The organism is Streptomyces sp. NPDC031379 (genome assembly GCF_055569615.1).
Genome location: NZ_JBVIIT010000032.1, coordinates 82,371 through 107,806, shown reverse-complemented (window position 1 = coordinate 107,806; position 25,436 = coordinate 82,371). Strand labels below are relative to the sequence as shown.

Here is a 25,436-nt window from a genome sequence, read left to right as displayed (position 1 = left end):
CCTGCACGCGGATACGACGCGCACAGCCAAGCCGAGGCAAGCGGTGTCAAGCATCAGGTGAAGCCACAACGTCAAGCATCAACCGAGACAAGACAAAAGCTTTGAAGCCCCGTGCGGTGGAAGTTTCCCTACATCTTCAAGGGCTCGCTTCGCTCGCCGTTGCTCCCGGCCTCCTGAACTGCAAGCAGTCCGATCACAGATCGGAGGTGCCGCGCACAGCGCGGCGGCGCCGGACGGTCGCCGGCGCGCCGCCCCTCCTTGCCTTCGTCACCGGGGCCGCGCGCCGGCGACCGTCCGCGCCCACAAGGGGGCGAAGACCAGGCCGGGGTAAGGGTGAGACGGCCCAGCCGAGGTCAGAACACCGTCGTGGCTGGGGCGGCCGGCTCCACGGCTTTAGGCAGCCACTTTGGCGCGAGCCTCGAAGATCAGGGCCCAAAATCGGGCACTAACGGGCAGGTCCACAAGCCTGCCCGATTCGCGGGCTAGCGTAATGGGCCCTGATCACTCACGCCAAAGCAGCTCCACCGGCCGCTCGGTCAAGTGCGAGCCGTCTGCGGTCCAGCAAAGAAAGTCAGGATCCTTCAGGGAAAAGCTGGGCCCATCGCTCCACCTCAGCGTCCCTAACTTCGATCTCTATCATTCGCTGATACATCGCCTCAGGGAAGGCCGAGAGGATCGACTGGGTGTCGCGAGGCGACCATACGAATACATCGCGCAAGAAGCTCGATATGCTCTCATTTATCTTGACGATGCACCCATAAGTTCGTTCAAGCTCGCTGGTCAGGTGATGAGTTGACAGAAGCGACACGTGCGAAGCCGTATCAACCATGAGTGCGACTCGACGGAAACCAGCCTCTGCGGCCTTACGAACGAACTGATCAAGCGCCTCCACAGACACACTCTTCCCGCGCACTTCGACGGTAAGCAAAGGTCCACTGTCCAAGATTACTTGGACGTCGCCAGGGAAGTCCCGAGACGGGTCGTTGATTCGGCGCGAAATGACAATGTCGTAGGCCATATCAAGGCCAGCCGCAACGCACGCTTGCAGTTTACGTGGAACATCCTTGCCGCTCCCAACGAATTCTTGCGTCGCAGAAATGAGGCTTGACTCCACTACGGCGCTGCCCACCACAACGTGCCGCCTTTTTTCCGCTACAGCAATGCAGACCGCCATTACTGCCACGAGCGCATTAAATGCCTCATCGGCGGAATAGTTCTCTTCGTCTACCCTTGCGAGCGCAGCCCTAAGCCGATCCAGGTATGGCCGAGCCTTACCCAGGACTGCGTCAATCTCAGAAAAATGCTGATACCGGAAGAACGGCTGGTTGTTTATCGGCTCCGGACCAGTCGCACCGAGGTCGAACCCGAGCTTGCCTGACATCGGCACCACAACTCCGTGGCACAGGCCACGGAGAGAAAAGGCGCGCTCGCCGTGCTTCATTTTGATGGATTGCGGATCGACGTTCTCGTCACAAGACCGTGCCAGCAACTCCGTCACCAAAGCGGCTGTGTAGGTTTTCGGTGCGTCATCCTCACGTAGCGACTTAGCGAGAAGTGTCCATTCTTCGGAAAACTCACCCCCCGAACTAGCGGCCTGATACGCCGCCTCCAGAACCGCCTCAGCTTCACTCTTTTTAATTGTTATTCCCACCGCTCCCCCATTTATGCTCTAAATAAGTTCAAGCTGTTCATGGCCAACCTGGTTAGGGATCTTGGCGCTGTCAGGCTCAAGGTGCCCGAGCTGTTCCATCAGGGACCTGGCGACGACCTTGCCCAACTCCACAGGAACAGCGTTACCGATCTGCCGTTGCATCTCACGCTTTCCTCCAGTGAAAATGAATTCATCCGGGAAAGTCATGATCCGCTTCATCTCGGCAACGCGAAACCTACGTGCTCGCTCTTCCCCGTTCGCGTTCTTCACATTCTCCCAGTGAAATGGCCCGACCCACGGGCCTGGCTGAGCCTGCAGCGTCGTAGATGGACGGTCCGGATCTGCCTTCAGCAGGAAGGTCCAATAGCGGCTGCGCCATTTGAACTCGTTGCGACCGCCATAGCGCTCGGTGTGCCACAGGTAGTTTTGGCCAGGAGGAACTTCCGCAGCGAGTTCGGCGTAGGTGCCCTCAACAATCTCTCCTGCCTCGGGAACATCGGGGAGTCCGGCAAGCGCCTCACGAAGGCTCGTAAAGGGAATCTTGCTGTGGTCAATCACCCGATCCCGCTCCGACTCGCCAGAGTGCGTAGTCTCCGGGAAGTGGAAAGGCTTACCATCGCGTCGTCCGACGACGAACACTCGCCTGCGAAGCTGGGGGACTCCGTATTCGGCCGCAAGGAGCACACGGAACGTCGGGTTGTAACCTGCGTCCTTGAGCCCCGCAATTAGCCGATCGAACTGAGCCTGATGGGTCTTATACGTCAGGCCCTGCACATTTTCCAGGATGAAGGCTTCGGGCTTGCTCTCGCGGACCACCCGGACGTACTCGTCGAGGAGAGAGGCATTGGGATCAGCACTGTTGCGCTTCTCCTCGATCCAAAACCCGGACTTGCTGAACGGTGTGCAGGGAGGACCACCGATGACCAGGGTCGGATCGCCGGGCTTCAGCCCGCCGGCTTCCAGCAACTCTGCGGTCGGGATCGCTTGGATATCCCCGCACAGTGTCTTGGTGTGCGGAAAGTTGGCCGAGAGAGTGTCCAGAGCCGTCTGGTCATAGTCAGTGGCAACTGCGACGCGGAGTGGGGAGCCAGAGCCGTCCTGGACCAGCGGTGGCTCAGCAGAGCTCTCGATGGCGCAGTCGAGGCCACCGGCCCCGGAGAACAGACTGATCACGGGAAGCTCATGGTTCACCGCGCCACACTAACGTATCGCAACCTACGGGGGCTCCGTGATCACTCCAAACGACGCCAGCTAGCTCGCCACTGTCCCCACTCGCCGCTTCCGCCAGGCCAGGGGGTCATGCAGAGAGGACTACTACGTCGGTGTGCCACGCGCGAGCCTGAGAGGCACATGACCAGCCGCATCCCTCCCAGCTTCCGATGCTCGACCTCCTGGCAGGGGGCTGGCAGGCGTGGACTATGTGTGGACCAGCACCCACGTTTGCGGACTGCTCGACACCCTGACCTGCGGAGACGGCCGGGACGCAATCGGCCTCCGGAGCCGTGTGCGCAGGTTCGAATCCTGCCGGGGGCACTCGCCGAGGATCAGCAGAGATCAAGCGCTGACCAGGGCGGATGCCGACATGAAGGAGCGGGAGACAGTCTCACTGTCTCCCGCTCTTTCTCGTTGTTGCGCATCAATCACGTGTGAGGAGCGTGTGGGCCACGCAGCCGCCCGCCGCCACGCTTCCTCATGGCTCCTCGCCAGCTCTGCACGGGTGTGGCGCGGAGAGCTTCTGATCCGTAGCGGCCGCAGAGGGGCAGACCGGCCATTGTCGGGCCGTACAAGGACGCTGCTGAGCGTGAGGGGTTGTTGTGGTTGTGGTGGCTGCGGTACTTCGCTGCTGTACCGCAGGATCTCGGCGGGGGTGACCACGGAACGGCATCTGATGGTGCAGCTGCCGGCCGGCGACAACGACGACGTATCCGCGGCTGCCCTTGCTGTCCCCTACGGCGGCGCCACCGCGGTTCCCGAATGCGGTGATCAGTAGTGGCAGCGTGCGACCGAAGACCGGAATGTGCCTTATATCGCAGACATACCCTGTGTGGCAATATGTCGGGTGTGGCATTGGGCGCTGAAGACAGGCGAGAGGAGTGCACCATGATCGCCAAGCTGCTCGGCAAGCTGTCCTTCACCCGCCACTACGGTGCGTACGGGGCCCACGAATGGGATGCGTACGCCGGCGACTAGGACTGAGCGCACTGCCGGCGGGCGCCCCTGGGCGCCCGCCGGTTCCCAGCCACTCTGCCGACGATATCGGCCTGGACAGGTACGAGAACCAGGGACCATCTCATGGGCCGAAGGAACGAGCCGCCTCGGTTGCCCGGAGGCAGCTTCGCGGCCTGGAGCCGCGACCGGCTGGCACTGGCGCGCCGCGGCGCTGAAGAGTGTGGGGACGTCTGGCAACTGGAGCCGGGTGTCTACGTAGCCGCTGCGGCCGGGCCGTGTGAAGCAGTCCTGCGCCGCGCGCAGGACTTCCCCAAGGCATCCTCGCCCCTCTTCCCGCCGTCGAAGCGGTCGAGCGGAGCACCAACACCCGAGGAGCGTGCGCACGCTCACGCCGCCCGTATGCGCGGACTACGTGCGCAGGCGGTTGCAGCCCGGATCGGTGAGATTGCGCCCCAGACCGCTCGATTCGCCGACCAGTGGCCCACGGGCCAGGACGTCGAGGTTCTGCCCCCGGTCCGGCACGCCCTGGCAGAGATCGGCGTGAGCTACCTCTTCTCCGAAGACGCTCCCACCCTGCTGCCCTATGCCTCACAGCTCTTCCTGGCCCGGGAGGTGCTCGTACGCCCCTCGCGTTGGGTATGGCCGCGCTGGATCCCCACACCGGCACGGCGGTTCCGCACACGGCAGCAAGTCGCCTTCACCGACGCTTTGCGGCCCATCGTCCGCCGGCGTCGTTCATCGGGCCGGCTCGGTGACGACATGCTGGGACAGATGCTCCGGCCCTCCCCCCACTACGGCCTACTGCCGGAAGAGGCGATCCTCGACACTCTCCCCGGAATCACCGTCGCCACCTTCGAGACCCCTTCCCGGGCAGCCGGATGGATCCTGCTCCACCTGGCCCGGCACCCCCAGGCAGCGGGCCGCGTCGCGGCCGAAGCCGCCTCGCTGCCCGCGGACCCGGCCGCGACTACCAGCACCCACCTCGGCAGCCTGCAGTACACCCAGGCACTGGTAAGTGAGGTGCTCCGGCTGTACCCCCCGAGCTGGCTGCTGACCCGGCGCGCCCCGCGACAGACTCAGCTCGCCGACTACACCATCGACGCCGGGTCCACCGTTCTCGTCTGCCCCTACACCGCCCACCGCGACGCTCGGGAATATTCCGAGCCGGACCAGTTCCGGCCCGAGCGCTGGCTCGATGATGCGGGCTCACCGGCGAAACCCGGGGTCTTCCTCTCCTTCGGTACCGGGCCGCACGGCTGCGAGGGAGCCGCTCTGGCCATGGCGATGCTGACGCTCCTGACTGCGCAGACCGCCCGCTGCTACCACTTGAGCGAGCCGCCCGGACCGGAACCCAGCTACCAGGTCACCACCCTCGAAGGTCTCGCAACTGTCGGCTTGCGCCTGCGCGCCACCTTGCGCGACTGAGGGCAGTCCTGCTTTCGGTGACAGGCCGCCTCCGCCAGCGACTGGCGACCAGCGAACGTCGATCAAGTTCGAGTGCCGTTCCGCACCCGCCTGAATGACCAGCTCATGGTTCGCTCATCCTGTGTCGCTGGTCGAACTCGTCGGTGAGCATGCCCATCATGACGAGGTCGTGGTGCTGGCCGGCGAAGAAAACGTGTTCCCGCAGGCGCCCCTCTTCGGTGAAGCCGAGCCGACGAAAGAGTGCCAGCGACGCCTCGTTGTGGGCGAAGATCGCTGCTAGGCATTTGTGATAGCGCCGCTCGGCGAACATGAAGCGCAGCAGCAGCACTGCGGCTTCTGCCGCGTAGCCCTTGCGCCGATGGTCAGCGCCGATCGTGACATCACACTCGAACCAGCCTGAACGAGGGCCGGTGCGATGTGAGCCGACTGTGCCGACCAGCTCTCCCGTGGCCGTCGCTTCGACTGCCAACCGGAAGCGGTCGTCATCGCACTTGGCAACGGCTTGCTCCTTCGCCCAGGCACGGTGGCTCTCGGCGGACCGTGGCAGATCCAGCCGGCTCCCTCGCCGCCCGTCGTCGTCGGCGAAGCGCATGAACGCTGTCCAGTCGTCGGGCTCGATAGCGCGTAGGCGTACCCGATTACCAGTCCAGGACGATGCCATGCCCTATTTTCACGCTGCTGTGCGCGCGAGGCCGAGAGGCACACCGAGGCAGGTGTTGCCCGCCATGCTCTGTCTCACCGCTGATCGTCGTCCTCGTCGGGAGCGGCGGGGTCGCGCAGCGGGCGGGCGCAAGTCCGACTGTGTCGGAGGTGTGTCGCGAAGCCGAAGAAGTGAAGGGCCGGGTCTCTGACCTGCGGCCATCTAATCGATCAACGCTGGGCCCCCCGGTATCGGTGCCGCCGTTACGTTGCTTCTCCGACGGTATTCCGGTGCACCGTGCCACACGGTTTCCATCGAAACGGCAATCCGAAAGAGCGCCCCTCACGTATCCAAAATGCAGCCGCAACCAGGGATACGTCTCTAGTCAGGCGCCGATCGCCTTGGCCGCGGTGATCAATTCTTTCCATGGAGACCCGACGAGCGTCCCGGCTGCTCGATGAGGAAGCGCTGATGTACGACCCGAACCCCGACGACGACCGGCGCGAGCAGGTGCTGCGCGCCGCGGCGGCCTGCTCGGTCCAGGCGATCCTGGTCGACCGGCTGGAGGGACGGGACGTACCGGCGGAGGCGTCGCCGTCATGACCAGTGCCGACACCCTGTGTGCCTTCAAGCGCGATGGCCGCGTCGTGGTCGTCGGGGCTTCGCTGGCGGGGCTGCGGGCCGCGGAGGCTCTGCGGGACGAGGGTTTCACCGGATCGTTGACCATGATCGGTGACGAGTCGGGCGAGCCCTACGACCGGCCTCCCCTGTCCAAGCAAGTACTGAGCGGGTGGCTGCCGGCCAGGGGCACCACTTTGCCCCGCCGTCGTGGCATCGATGCGGAGTGGCTGCTGGGCGTGCCCGCCAGCGGGCTGGACCTCGCGACGAACCGCGTGCGTCTCGCCGACGGACGCGAGGTTCCCTTCGACCGGGTGCTGATCTCCACCGGGGTACGGGCCCGGCCGTGGTTCGTCGCGTCGGAGGCGGCCCTGGACGGAGTGTTCGTCGTACGTACGCGAGAGCATGCCGAGAGCCTGCAGCGGGCCCTCGCGGCCGGGCCCTCCCGTGTGCTGGTCATCGGCGCGGGATTCACCGGCTCCGAGGTCGCCTCCATCTGCCGCGAGCGGGACATCCCGGTGACCGTCGCCGAACTCGCGCCGGCCCCGCTGGTCGGGGCGCTCGGCGCCATGATCGGCGAGGTTGCGGCGGACCTGCAGCGCGCTCATGGTGTCGACCTGCGGTGCGCTGTCAAGGTCGTCCGGCTGGAGGGCGACGCGCAGGGACGGTTTCGCCGTGCTCACTTCGACGACGGCAGTTCGGTCGACGCCGATGTGGCGGTGGTGGCGCTCGGGAGCATCCGCAACACCGAGTGGCTGCGGGAGTCGGGACTGGCGGCGGGCGTGTGGGGAATCACCTGCGACACGGGCTGCCGCGCCCTCGACATCAACGGCCGCGTCACCGACCACGTCTTCGCCGCGGGAGACGTGGCACGTTGCCCGAACCCCATCTACGGATACCGGCTCCTCTCGCTGGAGCACTGGGCCAACGCCGTGGAACAGGCCGAGGTCGCGGCACACAACATGGTCAGTGCCCAGGCGGACCGCTGGTCCCACCTGTCCGTCCCGCTGTTCTGGTCGATCCAGTTCGGCGTCAACATCAAGTCCGTCGGCGTGCCGACCTTCGCCGACGAGGTGGTCGTCACCCAGGGGTCGGTGTCCGACCGCCGTTTCGTCACCGCATACGGCTATCGGGGCCGCGTCACGGCTGCCGTGAGCTTCAACAACGGCAAGTGGCTGGACCACTACCGACGCTTGATCGAGACGGCCGCGCCTTTCCCGCCCCCCTGCCACACGCCGGACCAGTCGGCCGACAGGAAACCGGTGCCCGTCGACTTCCCCGGCCCCGCCCTGCTCGCTCGGGGCGCCACCGTGGTCGTCACGGGCCATGACCCGGGTGAGCGCCGCGTCACGGCCGTGCACCGGCATCGGCAGGAGGAAGGCCGGACGACCACGGCCGAGACGCCCGGCACGCTGCAACGGATCTTCGACTACTCCGCCCGGGCCGACCCGTACCCGCTGTATGCCGAGTTGCGCGAGACGCCGGTGGCCCGGCAGGAGGACGGCAGCTACGTCATCAGTACCTATCGCGAGATCACGGACCTGCTGAATGACCCGCATCTGAGTTCCGACGCGCGCAACCTGTCGCGTCCGATGCCCTCAGCCGAGGGAGGGGCCACCACCACGTCGTCGTTCATCCACATGGACCCGCCCCAGCACGATCGCCTGCGGCGTATGGCGATGCGTCACTTCGGCCCCCCGCACACCCCGGGGCTGGTGACCGGCATGGAAGGCGACCTGACCGCCACCGTCGGCAGCCTGATCGACGATTTCGCGGGCAAGGAGCGGATCGACGTCGTCGACGATTTCGCCTTCCCGCTCCCCGTAACCGTGACCTGTCACTTGCTGGGCGTGCCACGCGAGGACGAGCCGCGGTTCCACCTCTGGGTGAACGACATCATGCACTCGATCGACTACGACCCCGAGACCGACCCGAAGGAGAAACTGGAAAACGGCGTACAGGCCCGCAAGGACTTGCGCCAGTGCCTCGGCGAGCTGGTGGAACAGCGCCACGGCCGTCCGGGCGACGACCTGCTGTCACGGCTGGCCAACGACGACGGGCCCGACGGCCGGATGACCGACGCCGAAATCGTCGCCACCGCCAAACTGCTGCTGATCGCCGGCCACGAGACGACCGTCAACCTCGTCACCAACGGCATGCTGACACTGCTGCGCCACCCCCAGGTGCTGCAGCGGCTGCGCGACGAACCGGACCTCATCGTGCCGCTCGTGGAGGAACTGCTGCGCTACGAGCCTCCGGTGCACATCATTCCCTGGCGGGCGGCGTACAGCGACATCACCGTCGCCGACACCGTCATCCCCAAGGGCTCGCAGATCATGCTCATGCTGGCCTCGGGCAGCCGCGACCCGGACCGCTTCCACGATCCCGACCGCTTCGACCCCGATCGGCGCGACAACCAGCACCTCGGCTTTGGCAGCGGCATCCACCTGTGCTTCGGCGGCCCGCTGGCCCGACGGGAAACCCAGATCGCGCTGGGCGAGCTGGTACGCCGCCTCGACCGGCCCCGGCTGGTCGACGACCCGCCGCCGTACCGGCGAAGCCCCGTTCTTCGCGGCCCGATCCATCTGGACATCGAGCAGGGGGACGGTTGACGCGGCAGCCGAGGGCAGTTGCGAGGTCGTGGGAGTTCCCCGCGCACGCCACTTCGGACCCGCAGCCGCGAACGGCGCCCCCTCCATCCCGGTGCCGGCCGATCCCCCGCCGGAGGCATCGTTCTGACCGTGGTCTTGGCTGCAGGGCGCGCGCCGCCCTGTCGGCGGGGCGCTGCGTGCAGCGGGCAAGGACGAGAAACGATCTACCGCATGCCAAGCGGGGACGCCAGCATGGTCCCCATGGGGGATTCCACCGTGCGCACAGCGTTCCGTCTCACGTTCACCGACTACCACCAGGACCCGAACGACAGCGACGTCCTACGGCGAGCAGTGACCATCCATGCCGACCGGATCACGTTCGACGACGGCCACCTGAACCTCTGGCTCACAGGCACCCACGTCGGAGAGTTCCCACTCGACATCATCGAGTCTGTCTGCCCTCACGGCGATGCCGGCAGGAGGCGTGAGACGCCGGAAGAGCAACGGGCTCGCTTTCCGCGGATGGGCCACCCATGGTCATCAGAGGACGACGCCCACCTCCTTGCCCTCTACCAGCAAGGAGAACGTGACTTCAATGCCCTCGGGAAGCAGTTCGGCCGGAAGCCCAGCGCCATCCGGTCGCGACTGGCCAAGCTCGGTCTCGAAAGCCTCGCCTGACAGCATCGAGGCTCAGACTTCTGTGGCTGGGAACGGCGTGCGCGGGGTGCTCCCATCCCGTGCGCCGTGCGCCGTCGACCCAGGCAGAGTAGAGCCGAGCAGTGCCGTGATCAATCCTCGCAGTCGGCGTCCCCGTCCTCACATCCCGGCCGTACCGCCACCGGTGAGGCCCGAAGCCAGCGCCGGGAACCAGAAGACGGCGACGGCCAGGGCGATCGAGGTGAGTCCCACGGCACGGGCCACCAGGCGGCCGGCCGGAGCAAGCTTCTCAGTGGTGATCACGGCGGTCAGAACCACCATGGCCCACAGATTCATCACACCGAACGCCGCCAGCAGGACCATCAGCGACCAACAGCAGCCCAGGCAGAAGGCCCCGTGGTGGGCTCCGGCACGCAGATCGCGCGAGCGCCCCGGGTACGAGGCGTAGCGCAGCATCAGCCCGATCGGCGAGCGGCACCTCGCCAGACAGCGGTCTTTGAGGGGCGTGAGCTGGTAGACGCCGGTGAGCGCGAACACGGCAGCGGCCACTACGGTCCCCGCAACCGCGGGGAGGTTCGCCGCCCTGCCCAGGCCGGCGGCCAGCCCATACGCCGGCAGCCCGGCCGCGGCCCAGACAAGCAGGTAGGCGACCGTGAAAACGACCATGCGCGGTGCACGATGCACGGTGATGGTGCGTGCGTAGAGCGCGGCGACGGGCGCCGTGGCGGGCAGCATCATCGCGGCCATCATCAGCGTCCACATGGCCAGGAAAACGGGCAGGCCCAGGCCCATGGTGCCCGGCATCACCTGCATGCCGCCCCAGCGTGTCACCACCCAGACCCAGGCGGCAGCCGCCACGACCAGCAGCAGTCCGGCGGGGCCCGCCCTGCGGCGGACGGTGACCAGCCAACCGGTCACGCGGACCACGTGAAGGGCGCCGAGTGCCCGTTGCCGCCGGAGAAGTCCCAGGACCGGCCGTACACGCCGTCGCCCGTCGCCCGGGTCGACCGGGCGATGGTCAGCGTGCTGTTCACCGGGTGGAACATGCCGGTCAGTCCCATGACCGGACCGTCCTCGCCGAACTGCGGGGCAACCTGATCCTCGATCTCGATGTCGATGGCGCCGCCCACCCGCGCGGAGTGGCGGCGGCCGTCGTCCCGGTAGTCGATGGGAACGCGCTCCACGCCGAGGACCTCGCCGATGAGCGGAGTGAGTGCTGCCATCGGCCCGCCGGCCTGGCCGGAGAAGATCTTGCCCAGCGCCTCCGCCTGGCCGTCGTCGGCCGAAGCGTCGAGGTACAGAGCCACCTGCCAGCCGCCCTCGGCCATCACCCGGGGCGCGTCGATGAAGACGGCGACGTTGTGGTCGGAGACATCCACGCCGTCCACGTTCCCGCTGTCCACGTGGAACGCGAAGGTCACCTGGCAGCGCTCGTGGTCGGCCGGTGCGGTGAGGCCCGAGGTCGTGCAAGGGCACACCACGTCGCAGTTGCAGCTCTCCAGATACGTGCCGTTCAGATTCCAGGGCATGGCTCTCCGCCTCCCTCTTCTACGTCCCCCGCGGGGAAGGGAATGCACCGGGAGGATCCGTTCCGTCCCGGTGCCCCTCTTCTCCAGGCTATTCCCGACGACCCCCGTCGCGCAGATCCGCCATCAGCGCAGCTCACGGCCCTGGTACCGCGTCGTGGGGGGCGCCCGCGGCGTCGGATTCTTCATGTGACGACGTCCTCTTCATGGCCCGTTCGCATGCCACAGACGTGCCACACAGGCGGTACGCCGGGTTCCAGCCGGTGGCCCCGCCCCGGCGGGTGGATCCACGGTTCCTACGGGGCGGGCTCGTAGGTCACGGTCGTGCCTGGGCATGCGTCCGCGAGCTGACCGAGCGCTTCGGACTCGACGGCGTCGACGGTGAGGCCCCAGCGGAGTTTGGTCGCGGTCCACTCCGAGGCGTACCTGCATGTCGCTTCGACCGCCGGCGGCAGCCATTGGGCCGGGTCCTGGTCGGCCTTGCTGCGGTTCGAGGCCGCGGAGACGGCGACGAGGGAGGTCGTGGCGTCGAGGTCGTTGGCGTACGCCTCGCGCCGCGCCGCGGTCCACTGCGAGGCCCCGGAGTCCCAGGCCTCCGCGAGCGGAACCATGTGGTCGATGTCCAGGGCGGAGGCCGAGGTGATCCACTTGGCGTCGTAGTACGACCACCAGCGGCCGCCCGAGAGCTTGCAGCCGGGGAGGACCCCGGGTGGGTCGACCGCCTCGGAGAGGAGCACCTCGGCCCGGGTGTTGCAGCCGTCGGCGGGGATCTTGCCCGCGTTCCAGTGCTTGAAGCTGGTGCGCTCGTAGCCGTCGCGCACCTCGGCGGCGAGCGGGAGGAAGTGGACCGCGGCGGCCATGGGGAGTGTGTACGTCTCGGCGGAACGATCCTGCGCGTGTGCCGGGGTGGGAGCCACGAGGGGCACGAGGAGAAGTGCGGCCGCGACTGCGGCGCGCCTGAGGTTTTTGGTCACGCGTCGCAGAATTGACGGCTCGTAACTCGTTCGAGGTACTCGACTCGAACGAATGAGCCGTCTGGATGCAGGAGTTCACCGTACAGGCGTGCCAGAGCACACCCTTCGGGGAACAGCGGCTTCCCGAACCGGCGACGCGCGTTCGTTCTCGTCCCCGTCGGCAGTCGGCGTGATCGGCCCCCTCCGCACAAGGCCGGCTGCGAGCATGGGGAGCCGGAGGGTGAGGGGGGTACATGCAAGGGGACAGTCGTACGGCCCTGCTGATCGGTGTGGGGGCCAATCCGGGGGCGGAGCGTTGCCTGCCCTCGCTGGGGGCGACGGTCGAAGCGGATCTGTGTGTCCTGGACGCGGCTCTGCGGGACAGCGGATACACGGTGGAGACGCTGCGCGACCCCACTCGCAACGAGATCACCGAACGCATCACCGGTCTCGCGAAGAGCGCACCGGCCGATAGCACGCTGCTCCTCTACTTCACGGGACACGGCGTGCGGATCGGCGACACCGACTACCTGGTACCCGCCGACGCCCGCGCCCCCGCCGGTGCGGGCGCCGGTCCGGCAGGGTGGGCCCAGCCGCACGTACGGGAGTCGCTCCTCGACGCCGACATCAGCCGGTACCTGGCCGACTGCGGCGCCGGCACGGTGCTGTGGCTCATCGACGCCTGCCGTGAGGCGACGGACGGACGGCCCGTCGTCTTCGGCAGCCATGTCGTCAAGGGTCCGCCGCGCAGCGGTTTCGCGATGATGACCGGCTGCGGCCCCGGTGAGCGCAGCGGGTTCGCGGAAGCCGGCAGCTTCTTCACCCGGGCACTCGCCCGCGCCTTCGATCCCCTGACCGAGGCCAGGAGCGTGGAGGAGGTCTACGACACGGCCAGGCGGGAGACAACGGCGCTGGCCTTACGGGAACGGGCCGAACCGCAGGCGGTATTGATCCACTACGGGACCGATCTGGCGGAGCGGACCAGGTCGCGGGAGATCGCACGCGGCCGACGGCTGCTGGAGGCCTGGGAGGACGCCGTGCGCGCGCCGGCGCTCTGGGAGCGGGTGCCGGAGTGCGACGCGGAAGCCGTCGCCCCCATGCAGGACTGCCTGACCTCTCTGGCCACCGACACGGCCCGCCACGTCGACCGCGCCCGGCAACGGCTGCCCGATCCCTGGGCCGACGACGACTATCCGGTGCGGCTGCTGACCGGCCGGCTCCCCTTGCTGCTGGCGAAGGGCGTCGAGTTGTCGGTCCTGGAGGTCACCGCGCTGATCGCCGGTGTGCTGCTCCACGAGGCGTCCTGGGCCGAAAGGCTGAGTCAAGCCGCCGAACTCCTCCCGCAGTTCGTCAGGCGCGACAGCGAGGCCGACGACCGGCGACGGCACTACGAGCAGATCGCGGAGCGCCATCCCCAGATCGCCGAGAAGCTCACCCACTCGTACCGGTGGCTGACGGACCCGGCCGACGACCGGCACGCGGTCGTCCTGTGGCTGGTGCACCGGTGGATCGCGGAGCGGTTCTCGACCGACGAGGAAAGCGTGCCCGCCGCCCTGGCCGACGGGTTCGCGGCGCGGCTCATGGGCCAGGGGTCGGCGCCCGCGGGCGAGAGGCTCGGTGGCCGCGGGGCGGCGCTGGCCGCGGCCCTGCGTACGGTCGCCGCGGGCGTCGCCGTCGGTGCTCCTCCGGAGGAGCAGCGGCTGTCCCCGGCGGACCAGCGGCTGTCCCTGCCCGACCGGCACGTCGTACACGGCACCCCGTGGCGCCTGCGGGTACGGCCGCTCGCGGCGCTGCTGCGGCTCGCGGGGCTGCTCGCCTTCGACGCCCGGCGCCTTCCGGAGGTCCTCGCCGAACATCTCGCCGTCTCCGATCCGGTGGTGCCGCGCGAGGTGATCACCGTGCTCCACGACGCCTGCTGGGACTTCGAACAGGACGGGGCCACGCCCTCGTACCTCCATCTGGACGCCCTCTGCCCGCATCCGGCGATCCACGCGGCGCTCGCCTCGTTCGTGGAGGACGCCGACGACCTCGGCCATGCGCTGCGCGAGTCGGCCCGCCGGCTGCCCGAGGACGAGGCCGCGCTGCTCCGGGGTCTGCCGGCCCGGCTGACGGACCACCGGCTGCGGCCCGACGGGGAGCACGGGGTGGACGCGTACGACGTGCCGCTCGCGCGTTTCACGCTGGAGCAGACGGAGATCCGGCGCCTGCTGATGGGCGAGAAACTGTACGACGGCGAACCCGAACTCGCCCTGCGCGAGCTGTACCAGAACGCCATGGACGCCTGCCGCTACCGGGAGATGCGCGCCCGCTATCTGCGGGGGCTCGGCAGGGAGCCCGGCGAGTGGTCCGGCCGCATCCGTATCGAGGCGGGCGAGGACGGCCGGGGGCGTTACGTCGAGTGCATCGACAACGGCGTCGGGATGACCGTCGACCAGCTGAAGAGCACCTTCACGCGGGCGGGCCGCCGCTTCGACCAGTCGCACGCGTTCCGCCGGGAGCAGGCCGCGTGGCTGCGGCACGACAGGTCACTGCAGCTCTACCCCAACAGCCGTTTCGGCATCGGTGTCTTCAGCTATTTCATGCTCGCCGACGAGATGACGATCGTGACCCGGCCGGTCGGCCTGGACGGACGCCCGTCCCGGAAGGCGCTGCGCGTCGAGATCCCGGTCAGCGGCAGTCTCTTCCGTGTCCGGGAGGAGACCGGGCCGGACGGCGGGGCGCTGCCGGAGGGCGGCACGCGCGTACGGCTGCACCTGCGCCGGGAGGGAATGCTGACCGGGGACTCCGTCGTGTCCGTGCTGCGGTCCCTGGTCCGGATCAGCGAGTTCCGGCTTCACGTGCGCGGGGAGGACGGCACCGAGGACGTCTGGCTCCCCGGGCTCCTCGCGGCCGGGGAAGGACCCCGGGCGGCGTCCACCGAGTCGGCGCTCGAGGCGGTGCCGGGCACCCTGTGGTGGGTCGGGGGCCGGGGGGCGATCGTGTGCGACGGGATCGCCACCGACAAGCACCCCTTCGGGTATGTGCTCAATCTGTCGGGCGCGCACGCGGGAGAACTCAGCCTCAACCGCAAGAAGCTGGAGGGCTACGACATCCGGTGGGCGCGGGAGCAGTTACGGCGCGGTGCCCCCGTGCTGGCCGACCGCGCCACGCTCGGTCTCGGCTGGCTCCGGAGCCTGGAGTCCCTCGAGCCCGCCGTGGCCCGCATCCTGTGGCAGACCTGGCAGGGGCGGAAGGTGCTCGTCACGGGCGACCACGGCCGGCGGGTCGACCTCGACGAAGTGGGCTGGTTCAAGCTGGACTCCCTGGCCGACCGGGCGGGCGGACGGGAGGGGCAGGGGGCCGCGGACATGGTCCGGCCCTGGCGGCTGGCCGTTCTCGGACTCGATCACCGGGCCCGGCAGGAGGCGGCGCCCCTGTCCCTCGCCGGGCACCCCGTACCGGAGCCGGGCTGGTCGGACATCGCGGCGCAGGTCGACGGCGACTGGCGCTCCGCGATCCTGGTGGCCCGCGAGCAGAACACGACCGTGGCGAAGGTGCTCCGCGCGACGCGGGGCCTGCGCGTCGCCCATCCCGGGCTGGCGGGGCCGGCCGTGCGGGGCGGCGGCGATCTGGAGTGGACACCGGACTTCACCGACTGGTGCGTCATGAAGGGGCTTGTGGGCAACGAGCCCGATCCCTTCGACGGCATGACGATGACCGTCGGCCGCAAGCCCATGTCCCGTCGCAAGCCCGTCCATGAGGTCCACTACCGGCACGAGCCCGGAGATCTCTCCGGCATCGCCCGCGCCTCGGCCGTGTACCGGCGGCCGCTGGGCGAGCTGGCCGAGGCGTGCGCCCGGTACGCGCCGTTCGTGGAGAACGCGCTGTTCATCGTGCCGGACCACCACCGCGATCACGTCTGCACCGACGCCGAGCTGAGGCTGCTCTACCTCCAGGAGGACGAGCGTGCGCGTCGCTGGCGGCCCGCCACGAATCCCTGGGACGTGCGGGTGGTGGCCGCTGCGACCGGCCTGGACGCGGACGAGGCGCAGTGGCGGTTGGCGCGGTTCGCCTGGCTGGGACGCCCGCTGCCCGACCCCGCCCTGGTGGCCCGTTGGGATGCCGTGTCGGCCGACATGTTCGAGCTTGTGCGCCACTACCTCCTTCCTGGCCCCGACGGCCGCCCGGTGCTGCCGTGGGCCGCCGTCATCGAACTGGCCGCGGACCTCGAACTCTCCGTATGGGAGGCGGAGCGGCTGCTCGGCCGTGAGACGGAGGGCCTCGGACTGGTCTTCCGCCGGCGGTACACCAGGCGGTCGGCCGGGCGGGACGTGGTCCCCTCACCCGAGACCGGCAACCTCGCACGGCGGCTGCACGTCGAGGAGGTACGCCTGGAGGGCGGCGTTTCGCTCCGGGACCTGGCGTTCACCCGCTCCCACGAGTGGTCCTGGGAGGAGACGTCCTGGTTCGCCGAGGAGTTGAGGGCGGCCGGAGTGGATCTGCCGGACGCCGGGGACCTGCTGCGGGCCTGGGACGATCTGCCGACTCCGAGCAGGTACGCGTTCTCCGGGGAGGATCCCGGCTGGGACGGTGCCGACTATCCCGTGCCGGCCACCGCGGCCGTGCTGTTCACCGCGAGCCAGCGGCTCCGCCAGAAGCTGTCGTTCCTGTGGGACACCGCGCACCGGGAGGCCTCAGACCTGGGGCTGGGCGCCGGCCTGGTCGCACCGCCCCCGCCCGAGGAGCTGAGGTCGTTCAGCCCGTCGGCGGCCGAGACGGAGGCGCTGGTCGAGCAGGGCCCGCACGACGACGTGGATTACGAGTGGTTCGAGACCCCGAGCTGGACCCCGCTCACCGCGCACCGCCTCGTGAACTACGCTCGCGCCCGCAACCTCGGGGCGCGGGCGGCCTATCAGGCGCTGGCGCCCTTTCGCTCCATCGGCGCCCTCGTCCCGGAACTGTCCGCCGACGCCGAGGCCGCTCTGCCGGACGAGGTGCCCACCGCGCACGACGCCGTGGCGGTCGATCCGGCCCACCGCCTCTGCGCCCCCGGCTCCCCGATGGTGCCGCTCGAGGTGGTGAGCATCGCCGGACGCCTCGGCGAATCGGTGCGTGACACCTGGCGGCGTATCACCCCGTACCTCGCCCTGGAGGGCACGCCTGCGGCGGTCACCGACGTGCCCGACACCGTGCCCTGCTGGCAGGACCTGGCGATCCTCTCCGAGGGCCTCGACGGCCGGCTGCCCGCCCTGACCGGCACGGTGGGCCGGGACCGTCTGGCGTTCTGTGCCCGGGCGACGGGCGAGACACCGGCGTGGGTACGCGGGCGCCTGGAGGTGTACGCGGGCATGTTCGGGCTCCGGTTCGAGCACGTCGACGAGCCGGACAGGGCAACCGACGGGCAGGAGAAGAGGCGATGACGCGCACCCGCCGGCACGATCACAGCAAGCCGTACGCCGACGAGGATCTCGGCGAGGTCGACGCCGACCTGTTCACCCAGTTCCCCGCACCGGACGGGCGGGGAGTGATCGTCGCGGGGACCTGTCCCCGCTGCCACGGCCCCACCAGGACGCTCTTCCCGTGGTGCCCGCCGGGAACCGGGACGAAGGGCGTGCTGAGCCTGCTGCTGGGGATCGGGACGGCGCGGAGAGCGGAGGACGGGCCGGATCCGCTGCTGACGGAGGTGCACTTGTGCGAGTGCGGCCACCCTCATCCGCACTGCCCTCCCGACACGTCGTACCTCGGGTGCGGCGCACGCTGGCGGATCCGGCGATGAGCGGCCGTTCCGACCGCCGTTGGGCCGAACTCGCCCGTGAGCTGGAGTTCACCCGGCTCCCGGAGCTGCGCAGACAGGCCGAGGGGTGGCGCACCGGGCTGACCGGGCTCACGGCGCTGTTCGCGGTCCTCGTTCTGCTCAAGGGCCGTGACGACCTCACCGACCTCCCCGGTTGGGCCCGCGACACCGCCACCGGGCTACTGCTCGCCGCGTTCGTGCTCCTGGCCACCGGTTCACTCGTGGCCGTACGAGCGGCGCACGGGACCCCCGAGGACGAGATCCTCCTGGGCGGGCAGGCGCTGCGCCGCTGGACCGAGCGGGAGGTCACCCGGGTGAGACGGGCACTGGCCTGGGCAGCGCGGTGCTGTGTCCTCGGAGTGGTCTCGGTGGTCGGGGCGCTCGTCCTCGCCTGGGGGACGACGAGCGCCCCGGCCGCGTCTCCGGTCGAAGTGAGGACGGGCACGGGCACGGTGTGTGGCGAGTTGGTCCTGGTCGACCCGCAACGGGTGGTGATCAGGACCAAGGCGGACGGCACCGTCTCGGTGCCGCGCACGACCGCCCTGAGCATCGCCCCGGCCGGGGCCTGCGCGGCAGGGCCGTGACACGAGCGGGCCGGCGGCGACGAAGGGGAACTCGGGGTCGGGGTGGCCACGTTCCTCGGTGCAGTCCCTGGTGGCAGGGGCCAGGACGGCGGCCGGCCGTGGGGGGCCGTCCGCGGACGGCCCCGGGATGTGTCCCGTCACGCGGGCCGGGCGCCCGACGAGGCCGTGACCGTACGCCAGCCCGTCTGAGACGACCGACGAGGCGGTACGCGAGCCCGTCCCAGCGGAGGACCGACCCCCACGGGCACACGCCCGCGGGGGCACTGCGCGGGCGGCCTCCGCCCGGTGAGTCAGCCCGTCGGCTCTGCTTCCCTGGACGGGGACCGGCGGGGCGTCGCGCGGTCCAGGTGGATCACCACAGTCGTGTAGAAGCGGTGCACCGCGTCGTCGACGCTGCGGATGAAGCCGGACTCGGCGTTGCCGCGGCTGCTGCCCATGCCCTTGAGCAGGGACAGGCGGAAGCCGGTGATGCGGGTGCCGCTGTCCTTGGGGAGCAGGTCCGCCGGCTCGGGACGGAGCCGTTCCAGTGTGCCGCGTGGGCCGGCTGTCTCTCCTTCGACCAGGGTCTCGATGTGGAGGTCGGCGGGCGCCTCGGCCAGGGATCGGACGAGCCGTTTCGCCCAGGACAGGGGGTAGCCCTGTTCCGGTGCCGGGATCTCGATGGAGGTGCGCAGTCTGCCGGTGCGCAGATCCGCGCTGATGGCCAGGACGCCGGGCGTGCCCTCGATGCGCACCTCCGCCAGCAGCCTTCCGTCCTGGCAGAGTTGCTCGGCGAGGCGGCTCCGGCGTGCTCCTGGATCCGTTCCCCGCCTGGCGCGCTGGACGGGCAGTACCTTCTGCCCAAGTTCGCCGCCCAGTCCGAGGCACACCTGGCGGATCAGCCGCTCCCAGCTCTCGACGACCTCCAGTGCGCGCGGATCTCCCTGGCACAGGGTTTCGTCGTCGATGCCGTTGCGTACGGGTACCCAGGCCGGGCCCATGTTCTGGAAGCCGTGGCAGCCGGAGTTCTCGTGCTGCAGGTAGTGGAGCAGTTCATGGAGGAGCCAGGCGTGCGCCTTGTTGCCGACGCCCTCGTGCCGGATCAGCATCTGGGCCTGGTGGGCGACTTCCGCCCAGGAGAGGTGCCTGAGCGCGACCTTGTGCTTGCGCCGGCCGTCGATCTTGACGTTGACGAGGGGGCTGCCCTCCAGCGCGACGTCGTTCGACAGCGTGATCACGGCCTCGTAGCCGCGGCGCGCGGCGATGTCCATGTACGCCTGCACCTGTTCGTCCTTGAGGGCGTTGCCGTTGGTCTTCGTCTCGACCAGGGCCGTCCACAGCTTGCCGGCCCGCTCGACGCGGATCACCCCGTCGGGGCGGCGCGGCGAGTCACCGTGCGGCAGGGTGACCTCAGTGAAGGTCTCCATGCGGCCTGCCGGGGCACCGAACGCAGCGGTGAGTCTCCTGCCGAACTCCGGTACCTGCGCCATCACCGACAGCAGTACCGAGGTGGCCCGCATCTCGCGGTCCCGGTCGCTCTTGAGCGCGGACACCGGAAAGAGCCGGGCTTCCCGCCAGGAGTCGTTCTCCGCCAGGGTCTTCTTGCCCGCCTTGGGCAGGGTGACCTTCTTCTTCGCGGTACGCGGCCGAGCGGTGGGCTTGCGTGGCGCGCCCCCCTCGTCGGGCCGGCGAGGAGAGGGGACGGCTCCCAGCGTTCCGTCCGGCCCCGGCTCGCCGGCCGGCGCCGGGGCCGTGGGGTCCGGCTGTTCGTCGGCCGCCGGGTGCTCCCGCGTCTCCGCTGCCGCCGCGTCGTCCTCGATGTCGACACCGAAGTCCGTCGCCAGACCGGCGAGGCCGGTGTCGTAGCCCTGGCCGACGGCGCGGAACTTCCACTCCTCTGCGCGCCGGTACAACTCGCCGAAGATGACCGCGCTCACCGAGTCGATGTCGTCGATGGCGAAGCGGAGCAGATCCTCGCCGGCGCCGTCGGCCAACGACAGGCGTACGCCCTCGAGTTCACCGAAGCGCGCTCCGCCGTACCGGCTGGCGGCCACGACGATCCGGTCGACGTCCGCAGGGACCGCGGTCAAGTCGAAGCTGATCCGGTCCTCGTTGCCGTCCACCGTCGGCGTCTTGCCCAGGAGCTGCACGCTTCCGTCGGTAGCGACCGGGTGGTTGTAGAAGTAGAAGTCGGTGTCGCTGCGCACCTTGCCGTTCAGGTCCAGCAGCAGGACGGAGACATCCGCGTCGCCTTCGCCGGTCGGGCTCCCCCAGCCCAGACTGACGATCACCGAACCGGCATGTTCGCTCAGGGCCGCCAGTGCCACGTTCGAGCCCTTGATCATTTCTTGCACACTGCCCCCCAACTGACGCAAGCCGGGCGCAGCAGCACTCCCGCCCCGGCCGCCTGGTACGCGACGCACTGTGACGCGCCGCACACGGGCAACTGTAGTGCCCACGGAGTGGAGCGCGGGGAGTCGCTCGGGATCGCCGGGCTCAGCTTCCGGTTCTGTCCGGGCCGGAGCCGGGGACCTCCTCCGGTAGGGGGCCGCCGGTTGCGGTGGGGGTTCCGCTCCTGCCGTGCGCATCCGGCCGTAGGCGTACATGCAGCCCGCCAGGGCGAGGTCGGACAGGAGCATGAAGCCGAGGGAGTAGGAGCCCTTGGCGCTGTGGACGGCGCCCATCACCAGGGGCGGTACGAAGCCGCCGAGGCCTCCCATCGCGCCGACGATGCCCGTGACGCTGCCGACCTGGGGCTGCGGGGTGACCCGGGAGACCAGGGCGAAGACGGAGCCGCTCGCCGTGCCGAGGGCGGCGGCCGTCAGCAGCAGGCAGATCGTCACACCCGGCACGAGGGCGGGGTCGAAGGACTGGACGGCGGCGAGGAGCGCGACCGCGCCGAGAGCCCAGGCCGTGACGATCGCCGGGTGGACGCGGTCGGCCAGCCGGCCTCCGAGGGGGCGGAACACGACCGTGATCGGGGCGAAGCCGGCCGCTCTGGTGCCGGCGTCCGTGGGGCTGAGGCCGTACCAGGTCCTCAGGTACGTGGGGAGGTAGACGCCGAACGCGACGATGCCGCCGAAGCCGATCGCGTACAGGGCGGACAGTTCCCACGTGACGCGGAGGCGGGCGGCCCGGGCGGGTGGCCAGGGGGCTGGTGGGCACCGGGCGGCCGGGGCGGTCGTTGATCAGGAACGTGGCGAGGACGGCGTACGCGGCCAGGGCGATCGCGATGACCAGGAAGGGGAGGGTCGTGCCCTGGTGGTACATGCGCGGGGTGAAGAAGCCGGACAGGGCCACGCCGCCCATGCCCATGCCGAAGACGCCGAGCGCCCCTCCCCGCAGGGCCGGTGGGAACCAGGAGTTGACGAGGGGCACGCCGGTCGCGCACGTCGTACCGCCGAGGCCGAGGAGGAAGCCCACCGCCAGGAGGGCGGGGTAGGCGGACTTCGCCGGGATCAGCAGCAGCACCGGGATGATCGTCAGGGCGCTGATCAGCGGGAACATCAGGCGGGCGCCGTAGCGGTCGGTGAGCGCGCCGACCGGGACGCGGCCGAGGGAGCCGACCAGCACCGGCACCGCGACGAGCAGCGACTGGGCCGTGGCGCCCATGTGCAGCCGGTCGTCGAAGTCGGCCGCGAGGGGGGCGATCAGGTTCCAGGCCCAGAAGGTGAGGGTGAAGCCGACGGTGGCCGTCACGAGGTTGTGCCAGGCCGCCGCGGAGGGTCTGTCACCGGTCATCGTCACGCTCCCAGGGCGCCGGTCCCTCCCGGGGCCGCAGCGACGCCGGCCTCCCTGTGCCGCGCAGGCCACGGGCGGCCCCGGCCGACGTCTCTCATGATCGGGGTGCGGAGATCCGGCCGCATCCCGGGCGAGGCGGACGCGCGCCGGTTCACTCCCCGTCCGGCGGGCTCCATGCGGCGACCAGGTCCAGCAGGCCGGGGAAGCGGGCGTTCAGGTCGGCGACCCGGACGTGGCTGCGGCGCTCCAGGCCGTACTGGCGCTGCCGGATGATCCCCGCCTCGCGCAGCGCCCTGAAGTGGTGCGTCAGCGAGGACTTGGGGCGGTCGAGGCCGAACCAGCCGCAGGTGTGGTCGAACTCCTGCGACTCCAGGAGCAGTTTGCGCACGATCCCCAGCCGCAGCGGGTCGCTGAGCGCACCCAGCACCACCTCCAGGCGCAGTTCCCCGGCGGTCGGCTCGGGCAGCGGATCGGGCAGGCCGGCGGGTTCCGGCAGCCGCACGATGTCCGGTCTCATGTCCGGTCTCATGTCCGCTCCGGCGGACAGGGTCGGGGTCAACTGCGGCTCCTCCCACACACTCCTTGTACGAACCTGATCGTACTACGTGCTAAGTTCGACTCTACTCGTACAAGTACGAGTGGAGTCGTACAGTCGCTCAGGGAGGACCGTGCCGTGCCAGAAACAGACGTGCGTACCGCCGGAACAGACGTGCGTACCGCCCGAACGGAGCGCGGCCGGCCTGCGGGTGAGGCGCCGGTCCGCTGGGTGTGGCTCGCCGCCTGGCCCGTGACCGCCGTGTTCGTGCTGTCCAACGCGGCCACCCCGCTGTATGTGCTGTGGCAGCGCGAGATGGGATTCTCCAAAGGCACCCTGACCGTCGTCTTCGCCTGCTACATCGCCGGGTTGCTGGGTTCGCTGCTGGTGTCCGGGGTCGCCTCCGACCGGTTCGGCCGCAAGCCCGTCCTGGTGCCCGCGCTGGGGCTCGCCCTCGTGGCCTGCCTGCTCTTCGCCACCGCGGGCGGCGTGGCCGCGCTGATCGCCGCCCGGCTGTGCGCCGGGATCGCGGTCGGGGCCGTGGTCTCGGCGGGCATGGCCGCGGTGACGGACGTGGCCGGGCCCGCGCGCCGCCGCCTCGCGGCACTGCTCGCCTCCTGCGCCATGGTGTTCGGCGCGGGACTCGGGCCGCTGCTCGCCGGAGTGCTGTCCGAGACGCTGCCCGCGCCTACGGTCACCGTGTTCGTGGTGGAGGCGGTGCTGCTGGTCACGGCACTGGTGGTGGTGCTGCGGATGCCGCTGCGCCGGCCCGCTCCGGCCGCCGCCGGGGCCCGCGCCCGGGTGCGGGTGCCGGCCGTGCCGCGCGGTGCCGGGTGGCAGCTCACGCTGGGCATCGCCGTCTTCGCCCCCGGCATCACCGCCACGTCGTTCGTGCTGTCGCTCGGGCCCTCACTGCTGTCGGGGCTGCTGGGCACCGACAGCCGGATCGTCCCGGGGGCGCTCGCGTTCGCGATGTTCCTCTGCGCGACGGGCGTGCAGTTCGCGGTACGGCGGCTGCGCCGGCGCACGGTCCTGGTCGCCGGTGCGGCCACCACGGCGCTCGGCATGCTCGCACTCGTCACGGCCGTGCACACCGGCTCGGTCCCGGCGCTGACCGCCGCCGCGCTGCTGGCCGGCGCGGGCCAGGGCATGGGCCAGCTCGGCGGTCTGTCCCTGCTGAACTCGGCCGTGCCGGGTCCCCGGCTCGCCGAGGCCAACGCGGCTCTCAACGTCGGCGGCTACCTCCCCGCCGGCCTCCTCCCGGTCTCCGTCGGCTACCTCAGCGACGCCGTCGGCCTGACCGCGGGCACGACGGCCTTCGGTACGGCGTGGGCGGCCCTGGCCGTCGCGGGGGGCGGGCTGGCCCTGGTGGCGGGGCGGGTACGCATACCGGAGGACACAGCACGCTGAAGACGTCCGGCAGAGGACCGGCGCCCCCACGGCCGACGGCGCTCGGACAGGGTCGCGAAGACGGGGCCCCGGCCGCGCTTCGAGCACGGCGGCTCAGGCGGACCGCTTGCGCGAGGCCGTCTTCTTCGCCGCCGTGTTCTTCGCCGCCGTATCCTTCGCCGCCGTCTTCTTCGCGGGCGCCGCGCTCTTCGCGGCCGACTTGGCCGTACTCTTCGCCGCCGTCGTCTTCTTCGCGCCCTGCGCCGTCCTGGACGTCGACTTCCTCGCCGTCGCCGTCTTCTTGGCGGCGGCCGTCTTCTTCGCCGTGGACGTGGACTTCTTGCCCCCCGTCTCCTTGGGCGCCGCCCTCCGCCGCGGCAGCGACCTGACCTCGGCCTCGCCACCCGCGGGCTCGGCACCCCGCGACTCCCGGGCCGCCCGCACGCTGTTCTCCAGCGCCGCCATCAGGTCCAGCACCTTGCCCCCGGCCGCCGGCGCGGGCGCCTCGGGCGGCGCCTCGCCGGCCGCCTTCGCCGCGATGACCTCCTCCAGCGCCTCCCGGTACTCGTCGTGCAGGTCCTCCAGATCGACCTCGCCGAGGGTGTCCATCAGGGCGTCCGCGAGGTCGAGTTCCTTGTCACGGATGGTGACGTCGGTGTCCGGGGCGAGCCCTTCGGGGGCGCGTACCTCGTCCGGCCAGAGCAGGCCGTGCATGGCGATGGCGTCGCCGACCACGCGCAGCATGCCGAGGCGCTCCCGGCCGCGCAGCGCGAACTTGGCGATGGCGACCTTGTTGCTGCGCTTGAGGGCCTCGCGCAGAAGGGTGTACGGCTTGGCGGCGGGGGCCCCGCCGGCCGCGAGGTAGTAGGCCGCCCCCATCTGGAGCGGATCGATCCGGTCGACCGGTACGAAGGCGACGATCTCGATCGTGCGGGCGGTGGGGATGGGCAGGTGCGAGAGGTCGTCGTCGCTGATCGGGATGATCGTGCCGTCCGCGTCCTCGTACCCCTTGCCGATCTCGGCCTGGTCGACCTCGCGGTCCTCCAGTTCGCACACCTTGCGGTAGCGGATGCGGCCGTTGTCCTCGGTGTGGATCTGGCGGAAGGCGATCGAGTGGCTCTCCGTCGCGTTCACCAGCTTGATCGGGATGCTGACGAGACCGAAGGAGATGGCCCCGTTCCATATCGATCGCACGTGCCGCACCC

17 protein-coding genes, 1 tRNA gene and 2 pseudogenes are annotated in these 25,436 nt (G+C 69.8%); 10 read left to right on the top strand and 10 right to left on the bottom strand.

The features are described from left to right. Positions 1-571 precede the first annotated feature (571 nt). Both ACZ5CW_RS35985 and ACZ5CW_RS35980 read right to left on the bottom strand, forming a co-directional pair. Positions 572-1,651, bottom strand: a complete 1,080-nt coding sequence (locus tag ACZ5CW_RS35985; RefSeq protein WP_468609045.1) for a restriction endonuclease, SacI family — start codon at positions 1,649-1,651, stop codon at positions 572-574. A gap of 18 nt (positions 1,652-1,669) precedes the next feature. Then, complete coding sequence (locus tag ACZ5CW_RS35980) at positions 1,670-2,842, bottom strand: DNA cytosine methyltransferase (RefSeq protein ID WP_468609043.1); 1,173 nt, start codon at positions 2,840-2,842, stop codon at positions 1,670-1,672. A 274-nt stretch (positions 2,843-3,116) separates the two neighbouring features. Between ACZ5CW_RS35980 and ACZ5CW_RS35975 the strand changes: the two genes are divergently transcribed. Continuing rightward, positions 3,117-3,181 (top strand) — tRNA-Arg (locus tag ACZ5CW_RS35975). 1,038 nt (positions 3,182-4,219) lie between these two features. Further along, positions 4,220-5,245 carry a cytochrome P450 gene (locus ACZ5CW_RS35970; RefSeq protein WP_468609041.1) on the top strand — a complete coding sequence of 342 codons (1,026 nt, stop codon included), beginning with the start codon at positions 4,220-4,222 and terminating at the stop codon, positions 5,243-5,245. Positions 5,246-5,348: 103 nt separating this feature from the next. On the opposite strand, the gene ACZ5CW_RS35965 is transcribed toward ACZ5CW_RS35970, so the two are convergent. Then, positions 5,349-5,906, bottom strand: a complete 558-nt coding sequence (locus ACZ5CW_RS35965; protein WP_468609039.1) for a GNAT family N-acetyltransferase — start codon at positions 5,904-5,906, stop codon at positions 5,349-5,351. A gap of 405 nt (positions 5,907-6,311) precedes the next feature. On the opposite strand from ACZ5CW_RS35965, the gene ACZ5CW_RS35960 reads away from it, so the two are divergent. The 4 genes and pseudogenes from ACZ5CW_RS35960 (at position 6,312) to ACZ5CW_RS35945 (ending at position 9,772) form a co-directional block, all read left to right on the top strand. Continuing rightward, the gene (locus ACZ5CW_RS35960) at positions 6,312-6,488 is read left to right on the top strand and encodes a ferredoxin (RefSeq protein ID WP_468609037.1); all 177 of its coding nucleotides are present in this window, start codon (positions 6,312-6,314) and stop codon (positions 6,486-6,488) included. Next, a pseudogene (locus tag ACZ5CW_RS35955) lies at positions 6,485-7,855 on the top strand (NAD(P)/FAD-dependent oxidoreductase); the annotation flags it as partial. The gene ACZ5CW_RS35960 and the pseudogene ACZ5CW_RS35955, both read left to right, overlap by 4 nt. A gap of 240 nt (positions 7,856-8,095) precedes the next feature. After that, positions 8,096-9,115 carry a cytochrome P450 gene (locus ACZ5CW_RS35950; RefSeq protein ID WP_468609061.1) on the top strand — a complete coding sequence of 340 codons (1,020 nt, stop codon included), beginning with the start codon at positions 8,096-8,098 and terminating at the stop codon, positions 9,113-9,115. 240 nt (positions 9,116-9,355) lie between these two features. Next, positions 9,356-9,772: an SANT/Myb-like DNA-binding domain-containing protein gene (locus ACZ5CW_RS35945; protein WP_468609035.1), complete on the top strand. Its 417-nt coding sequence runs from the start codon at positions 9,356-9,358 to the stop codon at positions 9,770-9,772. A 138-nt stretch (positions 9,773-9,910) separates the two neighbouring features. Here the strand turns inward: ACZ5CW_RS35945 and ACZ5CW_RS35940 are convergent, their stop codons facing one another. The 3 genes from ACZ5CW_RS35940 to ACZ5CW_RS35930 form a co-directional block, all read right to left on the bottom strand. After that, positions 9,911-10,669 carry a DUF2182 domain-containing protein gene (locus ACZ5CW_RS35940; protein ID WP_468609033.1) on the bottom strand — a complete coding sequence of 253 codons (759 nt, stop codon included), beginning with the start codon at positions 10,667-10,669 and terminating at the stop codon, positions 9,911-9,913. Beyond that, positions 10,666-11,280, bottom strand: coding sequence for a DUF1326 domain-containing protein (locus ACZ5CW_RS35935; RefSeq protein ID WP_468609031.1), 615 nt, complete (start codon positions 11,278-11,280; stop codon positions 10,666-10,668). Before ACZ5CW_RS35935 ends, ACZ5CW_RS35940 begins: the two co-directional genes overlap by 4 nt. A 293-nt stretch (positions 11,281-11,573) precedes the next feature. Continuing rightward, entirely contained in the window at positions 11,574-12,251 is a 678-nt protein-coding gene (locus ACZ5CW_RS35930) for an HNH endonuclease family protein (RefSeq protein WP_468609029.1), read from the bottom strand. Positions 12,252-12,484: 233 nt separating this feature from the next. Here ACZ5CW_RS35930 and ACZ5CW_RS35925 point away from each other — a divergent pair, with 233 nt between their 5' ends. Genes ACZ5CW_RS35925 through ACZ5CW_RS35915 form a run of 3 tightly spaced genes read left to right on the top strand, consistent with a single transcriptional unit; the run spans position 12,485 to position 18,587 of the window. Next, positions 12,485-17,629, top strand: coding sequence for an HD domain-containing protein (locus tag ACZ5CW_RS35925; RefSeq protein WP_468609027.1), 5,145 nt, complete (start codon positions 12,485-12,487; stop codon positions 17,627-17,629). Then, on the top strand, positions 17,626-17,985 hold the full coding sequence (locus tag ACZ5CW_RS35920; protein ID WP_468609025.1) for a hypothetical protein: 360 nt from the start codon (positions 17,626-17,628) through the stop codon (positions 17,983-17,985). The genes ACZ5CW_RS35925 and ACZ5CW_RS35920 overlap by 4 nt, the downstream gene beginning before the upstream one ends. Beyond that, positions 17,982-18,587, top strand: a complete 606-nt coding sequence (locus tag ACZ5CW_RS35915; RefSeq protein WP_468609023.1) for a hypothetical protein — start codon at positions 17,982-17,984, stop codon at positions 18,585-18,587. Before ACZ5CW_RS35920 ends, ACZ5CW_RS35915 begins: the two co-directional genes overlap by 4 nt. Positions 18,588-18,877: 290 nt before the next feature. Here ACZ5CW_RS35915 and ACZ5CW_RS35910 read toward each other — a convergent pair whose 3' ends face one another. From ACZ5CW_RS35910 to ACZ5CW_RS35900, 3 genes and pseudogenes are all read right to left on the bottom strand, one after another. After that, positions 18,878-20,911: a TerD family protein gene (locus tag ACZ5CW_RS35910; protein ID WP_468609059.1), complete on the bottom strand. Its 2,034-nt coding sequence runs from the start codon at positions 20,909-20,911 to the stop codon at positions 18,878-18,880. Positions 20,912-21,145: 234 nt separating this feature from the next. Beyond that, a pseudogene (locus tag ACZ5CW_RS35905) lies at positions 21,146-22,307 on the bottom strand (MFS transporter); the annotation flags it as partial. A 151-nt stretch (positions 22,308-22,458) separates the two neighbouring features. Continuing rightward, positions 22,459-22,824 carry an ArsR/SmtB family transcription factor gene (locus ACZ5CW_RS35900; RefSeq protein WP_468609021.1) on the bottom strand — a complete coding sequence of 122 codons (366 nt, stop codon included), beginning with the start codon at positions 22,822-22,824 and terminating at the stop codon, positions 22,459-22,461. A 192-nt stretch (positions 22,825-23,016) separates the two neighbouring features. Here ACZ5CW_RS35900 and ACZ5CW_RS35895 point away from each other — a divergent pair, with 192 nt between their 5' ends. Beyond that, positions 23,017-24,252, top strand: coding sequence for an MFS transporter (locus ACZ5CW_RS35895; protein ID WP_468609019.1), 1,236 nt, complete (start codon positions 23,017-23,019; stop codon positions 24,250-24,252). Between the two features lie 93 nt (positions 24,253-24,345). Here the strand turns inward: ACZ5CW_RS35895 and ku are convergent, their stop codons facing one another. Continuing rightward, positions 24,346-25,425 (bottom strand): non-homologous end joining protein Ku, encoded by a 1,080-nt coding sequence (gene ku / locus ACZ5CW_RS35890; protein WP_468609017.1) that lies wholly within the window; start codon positions 25,423-25,425, stop codon positions 24,346-24,348. Positions 25,426-25,436: the final 11 nt, after the last annotated feature.